At 70.0% G+C, this 18,236-nt stretch carries 18 protein-coding genes; 10 read left to right on the top strand and 8 right to left on the bottom strand.

The genetic code is table 11. From position 1 onward, the window contains the following. Nucleotides 1–140: 140 nt before the first annotated feature. The 6 genes from LNW72_RS30635 (at nt 141) to LNW72_RS30610 (ending at nt 7,057) form a co-directional block, all read left to right on the top strand. Nucleotides 141–443: an SCO5918 family protein gene (locus tag LNW72_RS30635; RefSeq protein ID WP_285369838.1), complete on the top strand. Its 303-nt coding sequence runs from the start codon at nt 141–143 to the stop codon at nt 441–443. A gap of 160 nt (nt 444–603) precedes the next feature. Next, entirely contained in the window at nt 604–2,064 is a 1,461-nt protein-coding gene (locus LNW72_RS30630; protein WP_250978313.1) for an endonuclease/exonuclease/phosphatase family protein, read from the top strand. After that, nucleotides 2,061–4,052, top strand: a complete 1,992-nt coding sequence (locus LNW72_RS30625) for a phosphocholine-specific phospholipase C (RefSeq protein ID WP_250978312.1) — start codon at nt 2,061–2,063, stop codon at nt 4,050–4,052. The genes LNW72_RS30630 and LNW72_RS30625 overlap by 4 nt, the downstream gene beginning before the upstream one ends. Nucleotides 4,053–4,147: 95 nt before the next feature. Continuing rightward, nucleotides 4,148–4,636: a GNAT family N-acetyltransferase gene (locus LNW72_RS30620; RefSeq protein ID WP_250978311.1), complete on the top strand. Its 489-nt coding sequence runs from the start codon at nt 4,148–4,150 to the stop codon at nt 4,634–4,636. A 2-nt stretch (nt 4,637–4,638) separates the two neighbouring features. Further along, nucleotides 4,639–5,454 carry a GNAT family N-acetyltransferase gene (locus LNW72_RS30615; RefSeq protein ID WP_250978310.1) on the top strand — a complete coding sequence of 272 codons (816 nt, stop codon included), beginning with the start codon at nt 4,639–4,641 and terminating at the stop codon, nt 5,452–5,454. A gap of 106 nt (nt 5,455–5,560) precedes the next feature. After that, entirely contained in the window at nt 5,561–7,057 is a 1,497-nt protein-coding gene (locus LNW72_RS30610) for an oligopeptide:H+ symporter (protein WP_250978309.1), read from the top strand. Nucleotides 7,058–7,075: 18 nt separating this feature from the next. On the opposite strand, the gene LNW72_RS30605 is transcribed toward LNW72_RS30610, so the two are convergent. From LNW72_RS30605 to LNW72_RS30570, 8 genes are all read right to left on the bottom strand, one after another. After that, nucleotides 7,076–7,711, bottom strand: a complete 636-nt coding sequence (locus tag LNW72_RS30605) for a TMEM175 family protein (RefSeq protein ID WP_250978308.1) — start codon at nt 7,709–7,711, stop codon at nt 7,076–7,078. A gap of 90 nt (nt 7,712–7,801) precedes the next feature. Further along, nucleotides 7,802–9,226 carry a nucleobase:cation symporter-2 family protein gene (locus LNW72_RS30600; RefSeq protein ID WP_250978307.1) on the bottom strand — a complete coding sequence of 475 codons (1,425 nt, stop codon included), beginning with the start codon at nt 9,224–9,226 and terminating at the stop codon, nt 7,802–7,804. A 244-nt stretch (nt 9,227–9,470) separates the two neighbouring features. Next, complete coding sequence (locus tag LNW72_RS30595; RefSeq protein WP_250978306.1) at nt 9,471–10,844, bottom strand: 8-oxoguanine deaminase; 1,374 nt, start codon at nt 10,842–10,844, stop codon at nt 9,471–9,473. Nucleotides 10,845–11,013: 169 nt separating this feature from the next. Then, nucleotides 11,014–11,937 (bottom strand): factor-independent urate hydroxylase, encoded by a 924-nt coding sequence (gene pucL, locus LNW72_RS30590; protein WP_250978305.1) that lies wholly within the window; start codon nt 11,935–11,937, stop codon nt 11,014–11,016. A gap of 7 nt (nt 11,938–11,944) precedes the next feature. After that, complete coding sequence (gene uraH / locus LNW72_RS30585) at nt 11,945–12,331, bottom strand: hydroxyisourate hydrolase (protein WP_250978304.1); 387 nt, start codon at nt 12,329–12,331, stop codon at nt 11,945–11,947. Further along, complete coding sequence (gene uraD, locus LNW72_RS30580; RefSeq protein WP_250978303.1) at nt 12,328–12,834, bottom strand: 2-oxo-4-hydroxy-4-carboxy-5-ureidoimidazoline decarboxylase; 507 nt, start codon at nt 12,832–12,834, stop codon at nt 12,328–12,330. The genes uraH and uraD overlap by 4 nt, the downstream gene beginning before the upstream one ends. Nucleotides 12,835–12,934: 100 nt before the next feature. Further along, nucleotides 12,935–13,255, bottom strand: a complete 321-nt coding sequence (locus LNW72_RS30575) for a helix-turn-helix domain-containing protein (RefSeq protein ID WP_250980381.1) — start codon at nt 13,253–13,255, stop codon at nt 12,935–12,937. A gap of 53 nt (nt 13,256–13,308) precedes the next feature. After that, nucleotides 13,309–13,560, bottom strand: a complete 252-nt coding sequence (locus LNW72_RS30570; RefSeq protein WP_138357452.1) for a hypothetical protein — start codon at nt 13,558–13,560, stop codon at nt 13,309–13,311. A gap of 122 nt (nt 13,561–13,682) precedes the next feature. Between LNW72_RS30570 and LNW72_RS30565 the strand changes: the two genes are divergently transcribed. The 4 genes from LNW72_RS30565 to LNW72_RS30550 all read left to right on the top strand — a co-directional run bounded on the left by LNW72_RS30565 (nt 13,683) and on the right by LNW72_RS30550 (nt 18,018). Then, on the top strand, nt 13,683–14,504 hold the full coding sequence (locus tag LNW72_RS30565) for a TIM barrel protein (protein ID WP_250978302.1): 822 nt from the start codon (nt 13,683–13,685) through the stop codon (nt 14,502–14,504). A gap of 15 nt (nt 14,505–14,519) precedes the next feature. Then, nucleotides 14,520–15,416, top strand: coding sequence for a 2-hydroxy-3-oxopropionate reductase (locus LNW72_RS30560; RefSeq protein WP_250978301.1), 897 nt, complete (start codon nt 14,520–14,522; stop codon nt 15,414–15,416). Nucleotides 15,417–15,636: 220 nt separating this feature from the next. Further along, entirely contained in the window at nt 15,637–17,094 is a 1,458-nt protein-coding gene (locus LNW72_RS30555; RefSeq protein WP_250978300.1) for a catalase, read from the top strand. A 180-nt stretch (nt 17,095–17,274) separates the two neighbouring features. Beyond that, nucleotides 17,275–18,018 carry a hypothetical protein gene (locus LNW72_RS30550; protein WP_250978299.1) on the top strand — a complete coding sequence of 248 codons (744 nt, stop codon included), beginning with the start codon at nt 17,275–17,277 and terminating at the stop codon, nt 18,016–18,018. The last annotated feature ends 218 nt before the right edge of the window (nt 18,019–18,236 follow it).

Below are 18,236 nucleotides of genomic sequence, written 5' to 3'. Positions count from 1 at the left end.
TCCCGCACCTGCTCAGATGCCCGGGCGGGCCCCGGTCCACAGGGCCGGGGCCCGCTTCGTTATCCGGGGGAGCTGTGCCATCGTGCCGGTATGTGACAACGTGGGAGTACCTGTTACGTCCCTTCTGCCCTTGCTGAGGCATGATGATCCGCTGCACCATCGCTGGAGTCTCCTTCTATCTGCAGGCAAGCGAGGTGGAGCAGAAGATGAGCGGGATCAAGCCCGAACCCATCACCGGCGAGTCTGTGAAGATCGGAAATCGCACCTACCCCGTCAAGCAGGTGGGGGCGATTATCACCCGGCAGGACCCGCGTGATTTCAGTGCCGCCCAGATGGTCCGCGCCCTGGAGAAGCTCGAGTTCAAGTGCTTCCCGAAGCCCGCTCCCGCTCCGCCCGCGGAGGTTCCGGACGTCCTGCCGCAATCCCCTCCGTACTGGACCTGACGTCACGGCGTGAGTTCTGCGGGACGTCCTTCCCCGGACATCCGGAGTTCTTGACGCGTGTGCCGCGGGCCGACTGAATAGCTCAAGTTGTTCAGCCAACTTGTGCAGCCCGGTCGGCCCGTGAGGCTGGCGTGCCCCCGGGCGGAGAGGAACCTCCCCCGTGCCACCCAGTACTCTCGCCCTCACTTCCCCCGCCGCCCCCTTCGAGGGCGACCGCCTCACCTTCCACTGGGCCACCGACACGCCGGACGCCAAGAACTGGGTCGGCGTCTACGACGGCGCCCGTCAGCCCGGCACCGGCTCCTCGATCGTGTGGAAGTACACACCCGATGCGTCCGGTGATGTCGTGCTCGACACCTCGACCCTGACCGGCGGCCCCTACACCGCGTATCTGCTGGCCAAGGACGGCTACGGCATCCTTGCGCAGACCCCCGCCTTCTCCTTCCGCCCCAAGCCGGCCGCCCCGCGCCCGCACGCCGTCGTCGACGGGCTCACCACCGGGCCGGTCACCGCGGGCGGCGCCGTCTCCGTCCAGCTCGCCGGACTGTGGACACGGCCGGCGGGCACCCCCGCCGGCAGTGCCGCCTTCAGCCGGACGGGCGGGGACTCCTGGCTGTCCGTCAGCGCCGCCGGTGTCGTCACCGGCACCGCGCCGGCCACCGCGCCCGCGCGGCCCGGCGTGCTGACCGTCGCCGTCAAGGACAGCGCGGGCGGCTCCGACACCCTCACCGTGCAGGTCCCGGTGCGCGCCGCCGCGGCCGCCCAGCGGCTGAAGGTGGCGTCCTGGAACCTGTGGGACGCGGGCACGCACATCGACGGAGCGCTGGAGAAGCAGCTGCGCACCGTTCTCACGCAGGGCCTGGACGTCGTGGCCCTGCAGGAGACCGGCGGCACCGCCGCCAAGGCGCTCGCGGACGCGCTGGGCTGGTTTTGGTACCAGTCCCCCGGCAGCCTCGGCGTCGTCAGCCGCTACCCGCTGGGCACGGTGACGGCTCCCACCACCGCCCTCCCGGCCGCCGGCATGTCCATACAACTCGCCGCGGGCCGCACCGTACGGCTGTGGGCCGCGCAGCTCGACGAGAACGGCTACGGCCCCTACGCGGCGCAGGACGGCAGGACCGCCGCGCAGATCGAAGCCGCGGAACAGGCGAGTCCCCGTTTCCAGCAGGCGCAGGCGCTGGCCGCGGCGATGAAGGCCGATCTGGCCTCCGGAACCCCGGTGGTGCTGGCGGCGGGGCTCGCCTCGCCCTCGCACCTGGACTGGACGGCCGCCACCCGCGCGGCGCACAGCGGAGTGGGGCCGGTCAACTGGCCGGTCACCGTGGCCCTCAAGAAGGCCGGCCTCACCGACGCCTACCGCTCCGCGCACCCCGATCCGCTGGCGTCGCCCGGCAACACGTGGTCGCCGGTGCGCAAGGTGCGCGGCAGCGGCCAGGAGCCGCAGGACCGTATCGACCAGGTCCAGTTCGCCGGCCCGCTGACCCTCGTCGAGGCACACACCCTGGTCACCGGCTGGCCGCAGCCCGCACCCGGCACCGCCGCCAACGGCTGGCCGTCCGACTGCGCCGCCGCCGTCGCCACCTTCACCCTGGCCACCCCGACCCCGGGAGCACACCGATGACCCCGCTGAGCCGCCGCTCCTTCGTCGGAGCCACCGCCGCCGCGGGCGCTGCCGCCGCCACCGTCGGGCTGCCCGGCGCCACCGGGACGGCCGCCGCCGCGGCGCCCGTGACCGGTACCGCCGGAGCCGCGGCCACCGGCACTCCGGCCGATGTGAAGCACGTGGTGATCCTCATGCAGGAGAACCGCAGCTTCGACCACTACTTCGGCGCGATGAAGGGGGTGCGCGGCTTCGACGACAAGCAGGGTCTGCTCTTCCCGGGCGGCGACTCCGTCTTCCGCCAGCCCGACCCGGGCCGCACCGACGGCAACGCGATGCTGCCCTTCCGGATGGACAGCACCAAGTACAACGCCCAGAACGCGGGCGGTCTCGCGCACGACTGGAGCACCAGCCACCAGGCCATCAACGGCGGCGCCATGAACAAGTGGGTCGCCGCCAAGGGCGAGCGCTCGATGGGGTACTTCACCCGCCAGGACCTCCCCTACCAGTACGCGCTCGCCGACGCGTTCACCCTCTGCGACGCGTACTTCTGTTCCATGGCCGGGCCCACCGACCCCAACCGCCTCTACCTGTGGTCGGGTACGGCGGGCCCGGGCAAGGACGGCACCACCGGCCCGTGGATCGACAACACCCCGCTGCCCGAGAACCCGGTCGCGGACTGGACGACGTACGCCGAGCGGCTCTCCGCGCACGCGGTGAGCTGGCGCGTCTACCACAACCCGAGCCTCGACGAGCGGTACGGCGACTACGACGACAACGCGCTCGCCTACTTCTCGCAGTTCCACAAGTTCGCGGCGGACGACCCCCGTTACATCAACGCGATGACCAAGTGGGACCTGACCGCCTTCGACCAGCACTGCAAGGACGGCTCCCTGCCGACCGTCTCCTGGCTCGTCGCGCCCTATCTGTTCTGTGAACACCCGGACGCCAGCCCCGACTACGGCGCGCACTACGTCAACACGGCGCTGCAGTCGCTGATGTCGAATCCCGCGGTGTGGAAGAACACCGTCTTCCTCGTGATGTACGACGAGAACGACGGCTACTTCGACCACGTCATCCCGCCGACCCCGGAGCCCGGCACGGCCGAGGAGTTCGCCCAGGGGCGCCCGATCGGCCTCGGCAACCGGGTGCCGCTGTGGGCGGCCTCGCCCTGGTCGCGCGGCGGTTACGTCAACTCGCAGGTCTTCGACCACACGTCCGTGCTGCGGTTCCTCGAGGTCGTCACCGGCGTCCAGGAGCCGAACATCTCCGCCTGGCGGCGCTCGGTCTGCGGCGATCTGACGAGCTGCTTCGACTTCGCCCACCCGGACTACTCGATACCGGCGCTGCCGGACACCGTCGCGCTGATGGCCAAGGCGGACGCCAACAAGTCGCTGCCCGCGGTGAAACTGCCGGCCACCGGCGCGCAGAGCATGCCGTCCCAGGAACCGGGCACCCGCCCGCACCGGCCGCTGCCCTACCGCCCCTGGGCGGACGCCACGGTCGACCGCGCCGCCGGTAAGGTCGTCTGCACGCTGTCCAACACCGGCACCACGGGCTTCCATTACACGGTCTACCCCAACATCGAGCTGGCGTTCTCCGGCACCCCGTTCACCGTCGCGCCCGGTGCCACCGCCACGTACACCTGGGACGCGTCGCAGACCGACGGCCGCTACGACTTCACCGTGCACGGCGCCGACGGGTTCGTCCGCCGTTTCGCGGGCACCGTCGTCCCGGCCGGCCAGGACGACGTGGCGGTCCCGGCCGTACGCGCCACGCTGCGCGGGACCTCCGTCGCACTGAAACTCTCCAACGCCGGCAAGGCGCCCGTCCTGTTCACCGTCGCCCCGAACGACTTCGGCGGCGCCGCCAGGACCTCCTGGGTGGACCCGGGCCACTGCGGTGAGATCCTCTGGCCCACCAGCGGCGGCCGCTACGACATCACCGCCACGGCAGGCACCGGCACCCGCTTCGCCCAGCGTTACGCGGGGACGGTGCACCCCGTCTGACCTCGGAAGCGACAGCCGGGGCGACATCAGGAGGGGACGACGGGGCGGCTGAAACCAGTGGCGTTTCGGCCGCCTCCCGTCGCATGATGTCCGTCATGCTCATCCGAGATGTGACTCCTGACGACTGGCCCGCGATCTGGCCGTTCCTGCAGACCATCGTGGCCAGGGGGGACACCTTCACCTATCCCCGCGATCTGGACGAGGCCACCGCGCGCGACATGTGGCTGCTCCAGCCACCCTCGCGCACGGTGGTCGCCGTCAGCGAGGACGGGACGGTGCTCGGGACGGCGAAGATGAACCGCAACCACATGGGCGGCTCCGCCCACATCTCCAGCGCGAGCTTCATGGTCGCCCCCGAACACACCGGGCACGGCACCGGCCGGGCGCTGGCCGAGGAGGCGCTGTGCTGGGCGCGCGCCGAGGGGTACCGCGGGATGCAGTTCAACGCGGTCGTCGCGTCGAACGTCCGGGCCGTGGGGCTGTACGAGTCGCTCGGCTTCGAGGTGCTGGGCACCGTCCCGGAGGGCTTCCTGCATCCGGACGAGGGCTATGTCGGACTCCACATCATGTACCGGGGGTTGTGACCATGACGATCGACGAACGCGCCGTCGCGTACCGCGACACCTACAACGAGCAGCTCCGGGCGCGCGGAGTGACGCGCGAGGCGGCGGAACGGTCCGGCCCGGTGGTCCGGCAGCTCCTGGCGGGGCACGGCGGGCTCATCACCTACCGTGACCTCGGCGGGCTGGAGGGCGGCGAGCTCGACACGTTCATCGCCGCGCAGCGCGACCACTTCGCGGCGCTGGGCGAGGAAGTGGAGTGGAAGTACCACGGCCACGACCTGCCCGCCGATCTCCCGGAGCGCCTGACGGCGGCCGGGTTCACCGCCGGGGAACGGGAGACGGTGCTGGTGGGCGAGGCCGCCCGGCTGGCCGCAGAACCGGTGCCGCCGCAGGGCGTGACGCTGCGCGAGATCACCTCCCGCGCGGATCTGGAGCGGATGCGGGTCATGGAGGAAGCGGTCTGGGGCTACGACCACAGCTGGCTGCCGGACGTCCTGGAGCGGGAGTTGAACGGCGAGGGCGACCCGTGTGTCGTGGTGGTCGCCGAGGCGGCGGACGAGATCGTCTCCGCCGCCTGGATGCGGCTGCACCCCGGTACGGAGTTCGCGTCGCTGTGGGGCGGCTCCACCCTCGCCGCCTGGCGCGGCCGGGGCATCTACCGCGCCCTCGTCGCCCACCGCGCCCGACTCGCCGTGGCCCGGGGTGTGCGCTACCTCCAGGTCGACGCGACCGACGACAGCCGCCCGATCCTGGCCCGGCTGGGCCTGCTGCCGGTCACCACCACGACGCCGTACGTCTGGAAGCCCGCCGCCGACCAGCGGGAGCGTCCCGCCGGCTGAATCCCGGACGGCAGAAACGTTCTTGAGCCGTCCCCGATCGCGCCCTGGCAACCTCACCGGACACACTGGCCGCGCCCCCGCCCGGCCCTGCCCCGGAGGAGGTCCCATGGCGGCTCCCACCACGACGGCCACTGCGGGAGAGGAGACCGCCGGGCCCCTCGGCGGCACTTTCCTGGGCCGACCCCGCTGGTTCACCACGCTCTTCGGCCTGGACATGTGGGAGCGCTTCAGCTTCTACGGGATGGCCGCGATCCTCTTCCTCTACGCCTCGGCCACCAAGGCCGAAGGCGGTCTCGGCCTGTCCGAGGACACCGCCACCGCGCTGTTCGGCGTCTATCTGGCGTCGGTCTTCCTCGCCTCGGTCCCCGGCGGCTGGCTCGGCGACCGGATCCTCGGCGCGCGCCGGGCCACGCTCTACGGCGGCGTCCTCATCGCCCTCGGCCACTGCTCGATGGCGCTGCCGGCCGTGCCGTCCGTCTACGTCGGCCTCGCTCTCATCGCCGCCGGCACCGGGCTGCTCAAGCCGAACCTGGCGACGGTGCTGGCCGCCTGCTACGCCCGGGACTCACGGGCCGAACGGGATGCCGGATTCGCGATCTTCTACATGAGCATCCAGGTCAGCGCGGTCGCCGCGCCCATCGTGTGCGGCGCCCTCGGTGAGTCCGTCGACTGGCACCTGGGCTTCGGCGCCGCCGCCGTCGGGATGATCCTCGGACTGGCCCAGTTCCTGCGCGGCACCAAGTACTTCGGGGAGCTCGGGCAGCGACCGGAAAGGCCCGCGAGTGCGGAGGAGTGGCGCCGGGTGAAGCGGCGCACCGCCGCCGCCGTGACGGTGCTGACCGTGCTGTACGGCGCGGACGCCGCCGCCGGCACCTTCGATCTGCGCCATGTGCTGGCGCTGGGCGGCCTGTTGTCCATCGTCCTGCCGGTGGTCTGCTTCCGCCGGCTGCTGCGCGATCCGGTGGTGACCGCGGCCGAGCGGGAGCGGATCCGGTCCTACATCTGGCTGTTCCTGTCGGCCGCGTTCTTCTGGATGCTCTACATCCAGGGCGGCACCGTGCTCAGCCTGTTCGCAAAGGTCGGCACGGACCGGACGATCGGCGGCTTCACCGTGCCGGCCAGCTGGTTCCAGGCGGTGGTGCCGCTGTTCATCCTCGCCGCCGCACCGGTCTCCGCCTGGCTGTGGGTCCGGCTGGGCGACCGGCTCGGCGCGCCCGCCAAGTTCGGCATCGGACTGGGGCTGATGGGCCTGAGCCTGCTGCTGATGGCGCTGGCGACGGTGGTCGGCTCCGACGGCCATCTGGTCTCGCCGCTGTGGCTGATCGCGGCGTACGCCCTCCAGGCGTGCGGCGAGGTGGCGCTCGCCCCGGTGGGCATGAGCGTCACCACCGAAGTGGCGCCCAGGACCTTCGTCAGCCAGATGATCGGCCTCTTCTGGCTCGCGGCGGCCCTCGGCGCGGGCGTCGGCGGGCACGCCGTGCAGCTGTCCAAGACCAGTACTCCGGGCGCCGGTTACTACCTGGCGCTGGGCATCCCGGCGCTGCTCGCCGGCGCCGCGCTCATCCTCGGCAGCCGCCGGCTCCGCGCCCGCCTCGGGGTGTGACGGCCGGCCGGGGCCGGCTCACCCGCCGGTCCCGGCCGGAGCCGGCGGCCGCTCGCGGGTCGGCACCGGCACCTGGTTGAAGGCGTAGTAGACGGCCAGCAGCCCGTGCACGGCCAGGGTGAGCGGGGCCGAGACGAAGGCCAGCCCGACGGCGATCGGGTAGACGACAGAACCGACCGCGAACCGCATCCTGGTGGCGCGGGCGGCCGCCACGTCGACCCGCTCGTCGAAGAGGTGGCCGCGCTTGGTCAGATACCACCACATCGCCTGGAAGGTGAGGGCGTACGCGACCATGAAGCCGCTGTAGACGACAGCGGCGGCATGGGACGCGGCGTCGCCGCCCCGCAGGTACTCGGCCATCAGGGCGGCGGGCCAGGGCAGCGCCGCGACGCACATCAGCATCAGCAGGTTGAGGAAGAGCAGCACCCGGTCCACCCGGGCGATGAAGCCGAAGACGGTGTGGTGGTTGACCCACATGATGCCGATGACCAGGAACGTCACCGCGTAGGCGGCGTACGACGGCCACATCTCGCCGAGTGCGGACCACAGGTGGTCCCCCGCGTGCGGCGGAACCTTGATCTCCAGGACCAGCAGCGTGATCGCGATGGCGAACACACCGTCGCTGAACGCCTCGACGCGACCCGACTCATTCATGCCCGTCCCCCTCCGAGTGCCGTGACCGGCACATCCTGACACGCGGAGGGGCGGCCCGGGATCATGCTGCCCCTCCGTTCGCGCAGAGCGTCAGTGAACGGGCAACGCCCTTGCTGCGGCGGCCTGTTGATCTCCGGGGACCGAGTCGGCGCCGTCGCCGCCTGCCTCGCCCGGGGCCTCCGCTCCGGGCTTGCGGCCCAGGTGGTTGAAGGCGAGGTTGAGGACGACCGCGACCAGGCATCCGGTGCTGATGCCGGAGTCGAGGATGATCTTCAGGTGGTCGTTGAAGTGCTCGTAGAAGGTGTTCGAGACGACCGGGATGACGCCGACGCCGACCGAGGTGGCGACGATGAGCAGGTTGTTGCCGTCGGAGAGGTCGGCCTCGGTGAGGGTCTTGATGCCGCTGGCCGCGACCGAGCCGAACAGCACGATGCCGGCGCCGCCGAGCACCGGCTGCGGTACGAGGGCGATCACGGAGGCCAGTGCGGGACACAGGCCGAGCAGGATGAGGATGCCGCCCGCCGCCGCGACCACGAAGCGGCTGCGGACCTTGGTGATCGCGACGAGGCCGATGTTCTGCGCGAAGGCGCTGGCCATGAAGCCGTTGAAGACCGGGCTGAGGGCGGAGCCGAGGGCGTCGGCGCGGATGCCGGCGGCCAGCATCTTCTCGTCGGCCGGCTTGTCCACGATCTTGCCGAGCGCCAGGATGTCGGCGGTCGACTCCGTCATGCAGACCAGCATGACCACGCACATCGAGATGATGGCCGCGATCTGGAACTCGGGCGCTCCGAAGTGGAACGGGTCGGGGAAGCCGATCAGGCCCGCGTCCTTGATGGGGCTGAAGTCCGACTTGCCCAGCGGGATGGCGAGCAGGGTGCCCAGCACCAGGCCGATGAGGATGACGATCTGCTGCAGGAAGCCGGTGAGCACCCGGCGCAGCACCAGGACGATCGCGAGCGTCGCGCCGGCCAGCGCGATGTTGGACACCGACGCGTAGCCGGGTGCGCCGGGCACGCCGCCCTGCGACCAGTTGATGGCGACCGGCAGCAGGGAGAGCCCGATGAGTGTGATCACCGAGCCGGTGACGACCGGCGGGAAGAAGCGGACGAGTTTGCAGAAGTAGGGGGCGAGGACGAACCCCAGCACCCCGGCGACGATCACCGCGCCGTAGATGACGGGCAGCGCGTGACCGGGCGCCGCCGACTTGCCGATGGCGAGCATCGGGGCCACTCCGGCGAACGAGACGCCGTTGACGAAGGGCAGCCGGGCGCCGATCTTCCAGATGCCGAGGGTCTGCAGCAGGGTGGCGAGGCCCGCGGTGAAGAGGCTGGCCCCCATGAGGAAGGTGATGTCCGCGGTGGACAGTCCTATCCCCGCTCCGACGACAAGGGGCGGCGCCACCACCCCCGCGTACATCGCGGCCACGTGCTGCAGGCCACTGGTGATGAGCTTGCCCGGGGGCAAGGTCTGGTCCACGGGATGTACCGAATCCGATGCCACGGATTGAGCGACCACGGTTCCTCCTGTCGGTTACGCGAAGCGCACTGCGGATTTCAGGGAGGTGCATGTACGGGTGCCATCAAGCGGAGGGGTATGAACAGCGGTTCTTCGTCATGTGCGGGTACACGAAACGCCGCCCCCGGGGATCCGGGACCGACCGTGGTCACGGGCCGGGGGCGGCGCTGCCGGATCCGCGCGAACGCGGGACCGGCGGCCGGTCAGGGGCCGTCCCTCCCTGACCGGTTGCTCTGGGTGGGGTCTAGACGAGGCCGGCGATCTTGGCCAGGCGCTGGGCCTGGACGCGGGTGAGACGCGCGATGGCGTCCTCGTCGACCGTGGTGAGGTGGTTGTTCTCCACCACCGGCTTGCCGTTGATGAGCGACAGGGTGACCGGGGCGGCCGCTCCCATCACCAGTGCGGCGACCGGGTCGGCGATGGACGAGTGGCCGATGCCGTCGAGCTTCCACAGCACGAGGTCGGCGAGCTTGCCGGCCTCGATGGAGCCGATCTGGTCGGCGCGGCCGAGGACCTGCGCACCGCCGTAGGTGCCCAGGCGCAGCGCCTGGCGGGCGTTGAGCGCCTTCTCGCCGCCGCCGAGGCGGTTGATGAGGAGCGCGTTGCGCAGTTCGGTGTGCAGCTCGCCGGACTCGTTGGAGGCGGTGCCGTCCACGCCGAGGCCGACCGGCACGCCCGAGGCGAGCATGTCCGGGACGCGGGCGATACCGGCCGCGAGGCGGGCGTTGGAGGAGGGGCAGTGTGCGACGCCGGTCTTCGTGCGGGCGAACGCGGCGATGTCGGAGTCGTTCATGTGGACGCAGTGCGCCATCCACACGTCGTCGCCGAGCCAGCCGGTGGACTCGAAGTAGTCCGTCGGGCCCATGCCGAAGAGTTCGTGGCAGAACTTCTCCTCCTCGACGGTCTCCGAGCCGTGCGTGTGCAGGCGGACGCCCTTGCGGCGGGCCAGCAGCGCGCCCTCGCGCATCAGGTCGGTGGAGACGGAGAAGGGGGAGCACGGTGCGACGGCGATGTGCAGCATCGAGTCGAACGAGGCGTCGTGGTGGGTGTCGATGGCCTCTTCGGTCGCGGCCAGCGCGCCTTCGAGGGTCTCGACCGCGAAGTCCGGCGGCAGGCCGCCGTCCTTCTTGCCGCGGTCCATGGAGCCGCGGGCGGCGGTGAAGCGGACGCCCATCTCCTTGGCGGCACGGATCTCGGCGCCCAGCAGGTCGCCCGAGCCCTGCGGGAAGACGTAGTGGTGGTCCATCGCGGTGGTCACACCGCCGCGGGCCATCATCGCCAGGGAGCCCTGGGCGGCCGCGTAGACCATCTCCTCGTCGATCCGCGCCCAGGTCGGGTACAGCTCGACGAGCCAGTTGAAGAGGTTGCTGTCCTGGGCGAGACCCCGGGTGAGCCACTGGTAGAAGTGGTGGTGGGTGTTGACCAGGCCCGGGGTGACCAGATGGCCGGTGCCGTCGACACGGCGGACGACGTTCTCCAGTCCCTGGGGGGCAGCGCCGGCGCCTACCGACTCGATGCGGTTGCCCGCGATGACGACGTAACCCGAGGCGTACTCGGTGTCGTTCGCGTCCACGGTGGCGATAGCGCAGTTCTCGATGACGATGCGCGGTGCTGCCATGGCAGTTCCTCGTGCTTCCTTCTCGATGGACGAACCCGGGGGTCGAGCGGGGTGACGACCGGGTCCGCAGTGCTTCCTTGCGCAGATGCCCCCGCTCTCCCCCTGGTACCCGCACCGGAGTGCGGGGACCGTGACGCCGGCGCGCGCGTCGGAGGACAAGGCAGAAGTACTACAGGTTGGTGAGATCCACCGGGATGCGGGCCTCGACACCGTCGCGGAGGACGGTGCCCTCGATCAGCCCGTAGGGCCGGTCGGCGGCGAAGTACACCTCGTTGTCGTTCTTCAGGCCGAACGGTTCGAGGTCCACCAGGAAGTGGTGGCTGTTCGGGAGCGAGAAGCGGATCTCGTCGATCTCCGAACGGCTGTTGATGATGCGCGCGCCCATCTGGTAGAGCGTCTGCTGCAGCGAGAGGCTGTAGGTCTCGGCGAACGCCTGGAGCATGTGCTTGCGCGCCTGCTCGTAGGACTTCTCCCAGTTGGGCATGCGCTCGTCGTCGCTGGTCCAGTTGTAGCGCCACTTCGCCGACACCTCGGTGCACAGGATGCGGTCGTACGCTTCCTTGAGGGTCGTGTACTTGTCCTTGACGAACCCCCAGAACTCCGAGTTGGTGGAGTTCATGACCTTGAGGTCCTTCAGGCCGGAGATGACCTCCCACTTCTCACCGTCGTAGGTGATCTGGGTGGTGCGGAGCTCCTGGTTGGTGCGCGCGAAGGAGTGGTTGACCTCGTCGGCACCGATGAAGCGGGAGTTGCCGTCGGAGGACGCGATGCGCTCCCAGCTGTACTCCTCGATCCGGATCCGGGCGATCTGGATCGGCTCCTGGCTGGTCACGAAGTGCCGGGCCAGGTGGATGCCGAACTGCTCGGCCGACTCGATCCCGTACTCCTTCGCGAAGGCGTACACGGTGTTCTTGGTCGTGTCGGTCGGCAGCACGTTGGCGTTGCTGCCGGAGTAGTGCACGTCGTCCATGTCGCCGGAGAGGGCGACCGAGACGTTGAGGTCCTTGATGTGGTGGGTGTCGCCGTCCCGCGTGATCTTGACGACGCGGTTTTCCGCTTTGCCGTACTGGTTCTGGCCGAGAATCGTGGGCATGACGGTGCTAGCTCCCTCGGTATACGGAGTAGCCGAACGGGTTGAGCAGCAGCGGTACGTGGTAGTGCTCACCCGGCTGGACGGCGAAAGTGATCGCCACCTCCGGGAAGAAAGCGCCGCTGTCCCTTACGCGGGGGGCGTCCTGCTGTGCCTCGGCTGAGATTTTTTGGGTGGTGAAGTACTGCTCGACCGCGAAGTCGAGCCGTACGTGTGTGGTGCCTTCCGGCAGGGCCGGCAGATCCTTGCAGCGGCCGTCGGCGTCCGTCTTGGACACGCCGTGCGGCGCCCAGAGGGCGTCGATGCCGTTGCGCACCGACAGTTCCACGGGGACGGCCTCGGCGGGGCGGCCGATGCTGGTGTCCAGGATGTGCGTGGACACGGAGGTCTCCGTCATGACGGGTCTCCTTCTGCTGCGAGTCGGGTCAGCCGGATACGGTTGATCTTTCCCAGTTCGGCGCGGACGATCTCACGTTCGGTGTCCGTGTCGTTGCCGATCCGCTCCTTGAGGGCGGCCAGCATCTGGTCGCCGGTGCGTCCGGTGGCGCAGATCAGGAAGACATGTCCGTGGGCGTCCTGGTACGCGAGGTTCAGCTCCAGGAGCTCTTCGCGCACCGATTCCTGGACGCCGGCCTGCTCCCGCTCGGAGGTCGGGTCGCCCGGCTTGGGGCGGCCGATCGGCGGGTGTCCGGCCATCGCCTCAGCGAGGTCGTCGGCGGTCAGTCCGGCCATGGCCGCGTCGCTCGCCACGAAGAGTGCGTCGAGGTCCTGGTACGGCCGGCCGGCGATCACCGCCGCGCCCCACGACCGGCTGGCGCACACCTCGTGCAGCAGTCCGGCCGCGTCGGACGCGGTGGCTGAGTTGAGCCGGGCGAGGCCCGGCGAAGCGCTGGAAGTCACAGCCGCAAGCTACGAGCCGGGATCCGGCCACGTCAACACTTTGTTGAAAACTTCCCGTAACAAAGGTGGCCGGGAAGTTACGGCAGCGGTCGCTCAGCGATCACTCGGCGGCCTTCGCCGCGTTCTCCCTGTTCAGGTAGTTGTAGACGGTGAAGCGGCTCACGCCCAGCGCGGAAGCGACCGTTTCGACCCCGTGCCGCACGGAAAACGCGCCGCGCTCCTCCAGGATCCGGACGACGCCCTGCTTGTCCTTCCGGTCCAGCTCGGACAGCGTTCCGTGCCGGCGCTGGAGGTCGGCCAGGATGTGATCGAGCGAATCGGCCAGATGGGGCAACCGGACGGCGAGCACCTCCTCGCCCTCCCAGCTGAGCACCACATCGTCGCCTCGCGCCTGATCCGGCGCGACCATCTCGGCCCCCATCGCGTCCACCAGCGGCTTGACCGCCTCGGCGAACGGGTGCCCCCCGGTCCCGGTCACTGATCGCCCTCCCCGATGACGTTCACCTGAAGCGAGACCCGGGTGGCGCCCGCGGCGAGGGTGCGCCGGAGCAGCTCGGCCACCGCGGCCACCACCGCCTCGGGAGAGCCCTCGGCGGTGTTGCCGAACGGTCCGACGTCCACCGCGTCCAGGTCCGCCGTCTCGACGACCTCGCGGGCGACCAGCGCATGGCCGGGAGCCTCGTCCAGGTCGAACGGTTCCGTCGTGAATTCCAGCCTCAGTTTCACGGGCCCAACCTAACCGGTCGGCCTCATGTGGCGACATCCGCACTTGACAGCCGGCGTCCGGTTCGTTCAGTCTTCCGTTAAGCAGAAACTAACTTCCGCAATACGGAAGGAGCGCAACGCTAGTGAGCCTCTCCGAAGCGCGCTTCGATGTGAACCTCTCGATCCTCTTCACGGAACTCCCGCTCCTGGAGCGTCCCGCGGCAGCCGCCGCGGCCGGCTTCTCGGCGGTCGAGCTGTGGTGGCCCTGGATCGAAACACCCACCCCCGCCAAGGCCGAACTCGACGCACTGCGCGACGCGCTGAACGACGCCGGCACCCAGCTGGTGGGCCTGAACTTCTACGCCGGGCAGCTGCCGGGCCCCGACCGGGGCGCGCTGTCGATCCCCGGCGAGGAGTCGGACCGCTTCCGCGCGAACATCGAGGTCGCCGCGGAATTCGCCCGGTCGCTCGGGTGCAAGGCGCTCAATGCGCTCTACGGTAACCGGGTCGAGGGCGTCGACCCCGAGGTCCAGGACGCCCTGGCCCTGGAGAACCTGGTGCTCGCGGCCCGTGCCGCCGACCGGGTCGGTGCGATCCTCCTCGTGGAGGCGCTCAACAAGCCCGAGTCGCCGCTGTGCCCGATCGTCAGCGCACCGCGGGCGATCGAGGTCGTCGACCAGGTCAACGCCGCCACCGGACTGGGCAATGCCAAGTTCCTGATGGACCTGTACCACCTGTCGATGAACGGCGAGGACCTCAACGAGGTCATCGACCGCTACGCCGACAGGACCGGCCATGTGCAGATCGCCGACAACCCGGGCCGCGGCGCGCCGGGCACCGGCACCCTGCCGCTGGACGACCTCGTGGGCCGCCTCCAGAAGGCCGGCTACGACGGCTGGGTCGGCCTCGAGTACAAGCCCACCGGCCCGAGCGCCGACAACTTCCAGTGGCTCTCCGCCCACTGATCCGAAAGGTCACTCATGAGCACCCTTCCCAAGATCGCATGGATCGGCCTCGGCATCATGGGCTCCCCCATGGCCGAGAACCTGGTCAAGGCGGGCTACTCCGTCACCGGCTACACGCTTGAGCAGGACAAGCTGGACCGCCTGGCGGCCAACGGCGGCACCGCCGCGGGCTCCATCGCCGAGGCCGTCAGGGACGCCGACGTCATCATCACGATGGTGCCCGCCTCCCCGCAGGTCGAGGCCATCGCCTACGGCGAGAACGGCATCCTGGAGAACGCGAAGTCCGGCGCGCTCCTGATCGACACCTCCTCGATCACCCCGCAGACCTCCGTGGACCTGGCGAAGGCCGCGGCCGCCAAGGGCATCCGCGTACTGGACGCCCCGGTCTCCGGCGGCGAGGCCGGTGCCATCGAGGCCGTACTGTCGATCATGGTCGGTGGCGAGAAGGCCGACTTCGACGTCGCCAAGCCGGTCCTCGACACGCTCGGCAAGACGATCGTCCTGTGCGGCCCGCACGGCTCCGGCCAGACGGTCAAGGCCGCGAACCAGCTCATCGTCGCGGTCAACATCCAGGTCTGCGCCGAAGCCGTGGTCTTCCTGGAGAAGTCCGGCGTGGACCTGGAAGCCGCTCTGGAGGTCCTCAACGGCGGTCTGGCCGGTTCCACCGTGCTGACCCGCAAGAAGGACAACTTCCTCAAGCGCGACTTCGCCCCGGGCTTCCGGATCGACCTGCACCACAAGGACATGGGCATCGTCACCGACGCCGCCCGCAACGTCGGTGCGGCCCTGCCCGTCGGCTCCGTCGTGGCCAACCTGGTCGCCTCGCTGCGCGCCCAGGGTGACGGCGGCCTGGACCACTCGGCGCTGCTGCGCGGTGTCGAGCGGCTGTCCGGCCTGCCCGTCAACAGCTGACGACCCGGCTCCGGCCACCCCGCGAGGCTCCGCCTCGTCCCCGATCCCGCCCGGCGGTGCGTGACCTGTCCTGTCGCGCCCAAACGCACCGCCGGGTGGCACCAAACCTCGCACCACCAGGAACTTCAACAAACTGTTGACATTCCTCGGGACCGGTCCTTACTGTCCGGTCTACCGACCCACACGCTTTCGCTTCCCTTGGTAGTTACGGAAGGCCGCCATGCCCAAGCACACGCTGACAACTGAGTCCGGCGCACCAGTCGCCGACAACCAGAACTCCGCCTCCGCCGGCCTCGGCGGCCCTCTGCTGATCCAGGACCAGCAGCTCATCGAGAAGCTGGCCCGCTTCAACCGTGAGCGCATCCCGGAGCGCGTGGTGCACGCCCGCGGCTCCGGCGCGTACGGCTACTTCGAGGTCACCGACGACGTCACCGGCTTCACCCGCGCCGACTTCCTCAACACGGTCGGCAAGCGCACCGAGACGTTCATCCGCTTCTCGACCGTCGCGGACAGCCTCGGCGGCGCCGACGCGGTACGCGACCCGCGCGGCTTCGCGCTGAAGTTCTACACCGAAGAGGGCAACTACGACCTCGTCGGCAACAACACCCCGGTGTTCTTCATCAAGGACCCGATCAAGTTCCCGGACTTCATCCACTCGCAGAAGCGCGACCCGTTCACGGGCATCCAGGAAGCCGACAACGTCTGGGACTTCTGGTCGCACTCCCCCGAGGCGACCCACCAGGTCACCTGGCTCTTCGGTGACCGCGGCATCCCAGCCTCGTACCGGCACATGAACGGCTACGGCTCGCACACCTACCAGTGGACGAACGCGCAGGGCGAGGCGTTCTTCGTCAAGTACCACTTCAAGACGAACCAGGGCGTGCGCTCGCTCTCCTCGGAGCAGGCCGCCGAGCAGGTCGGCGCGGACGCCAACAGCCACCAGCGCGACCTCGTGCAGGCCATCGAGCGCGGGGTGAACCCGTCCTGGACGCTGCACGTGCAGATCATGCCGGCGGCCGAGGCGGCGGACTACCGCTTCAACCCGTTCGACGTCACCAAGGTGTGGCCGCACTCGGACTACCCGCTGCAGCGCGTGGGCCGGCTGGTACTGGACCGGAACCCGGACAACGTGTTCCAGGAGGTCGAGCAGGCCGCGTTCTCCCCGAACAACTTCGTGCCCGGCATCGGCGCGTCCCCGGACAAGATGCTCCAGGGCCGGCTCTTCGCCTACGCCGACGCGCAGCGCTACCGCCTGGGTGTCAACCACACCCTGCTGGCGGTCAACGCGCCGAAGGCGACCGAGGCCGTCAACTACGGCCGGGACGGCCTGGCGGCCACCCGCAACGGCAAGCGCGGTCTGAAGAACTACGAGCCCAACTCGTACGAGGGCCCGTCGCAGACCGACCTGGCGCTGTCCGCCCCGCAGGCGGTGTCCGGCTACACCGGCACCCACGAGGCGCCGCTGCACGTCAAGGACGACCACTTCTTCCAGGCCGGCGAGCTGTACCGGCTCATGTCGGAGGACGAGAAGTCCCGTCTGATCGCCAACATCGCCGGGTTCCTCTCGCAGGTCACCCGCGATGACGTGATCGAACGCAATCTGGCCCACTTCCACGCCGCGGACACCGAGTACGGTGCGCGCCTGGAAGAGTCGGTCCGCGCACTGCGCGAGGGCTGACCCAAGAGCTGGCCCGCGCCGCCGTGAACTTCTGAGGGGTAGGTCACGGCAGCGCGGGCTACAGGTTCCGCCCGGCGGCGCGACGACTGTCCTGTCGCGCCAACTGCGTCGCCGGGCGGGTCCAATCTCCTGCAAGATGGGGTAACGCCCATTGCCGGAGCCCGCCTTGGAGAACGAACCATGGCAGAGAGTGTGCCCGTGCGCTGCCCGGCCTGCCGCCGCGAGCACGCGTTCAGCACCACCACTTACCCCTGCGCCTGCGGCACCCCGCTGACGCTTCCGCTGCTGCGCGGCGGAGTCCCGGTCGAGATACGGCACCGTTCGTGGGACGACTCCTGGGTGAGCATGCGCTGCCCCGACTGCGGCCGGCAGGACCAGTGGCCGCAGCCCGAGTTCGGCTGCGACTGCGGTTCGGTGATCCGACTGCCGGTCGACACCACGGCGCTCACCCCTCCCGGCCCGGCCACCACCGCCCTGCGGCCGCTGTCCGCCGCCCCTTCACCGCCCGCGGTCCCCGGCCCGCCGCCCGCGCCGCGGCCGCCGTTCCGCCCGGTCACCATCCGCACCGCCCGTGACGCGCTCACCGCCGCCGCCCAGTACCTGAAGTGGCTCGGCTTCGCCGGCGTACGGGTGGCGGGCGACCACGCCGCCAACGGCATCGATCTGCGCGGCGACGACCTCGTGGCCCAGATCGACCCCACCACCCAGCCCACCGCGCTGCGCGACATCGAGTGCCTGTGGCTCAACTGCCTGAACGAGGACGCCGTCGGCGCCTTCTTCTCCCTGGCGGGCTACGCGCACGACGCGCGGCTGCGCGCCGACCAGTTGGGCGTCCCGCTCTTCGTGATGGATCTGACAGGCACTCCGCAGCCGGTCAACGACGCGGCCGACACGCTCATGCGGACGGGGCCCGTCATCCCCTGACCTCCCGAGATTTCGCGCGTACCGAGAGCGGGCTGCCGGTCGGCAGCCCGCTCTTTCGCGTCCTGAACGGGTCCGGAGCGAGACCGGAGCAGGTACCGCCTTGACGGGCGGAAAGCCTCGTTCTAGATTACTTCCATATAGCAGAACTAGACTTCCGCATTACGGAAACTAGCACTACGGAAAACCGGGCGCCCTGGCCTCGCAGCAAGAGCCCACCC

The sequence above is a fragment of the Streptomyces sp. RKAG293 genome (assembly GCF_023701745.1).
GTDB lineage: Bacteria > Actinomycetota > Actinomycetes > Streptomycetales > Streptomycetaceae > Actinacidiphila.
The sequence above is the reverse complement of the archived record's forward strand: the minus strand, read 5'-3'. Positions and strand labels throughout refer to the sequence as shown.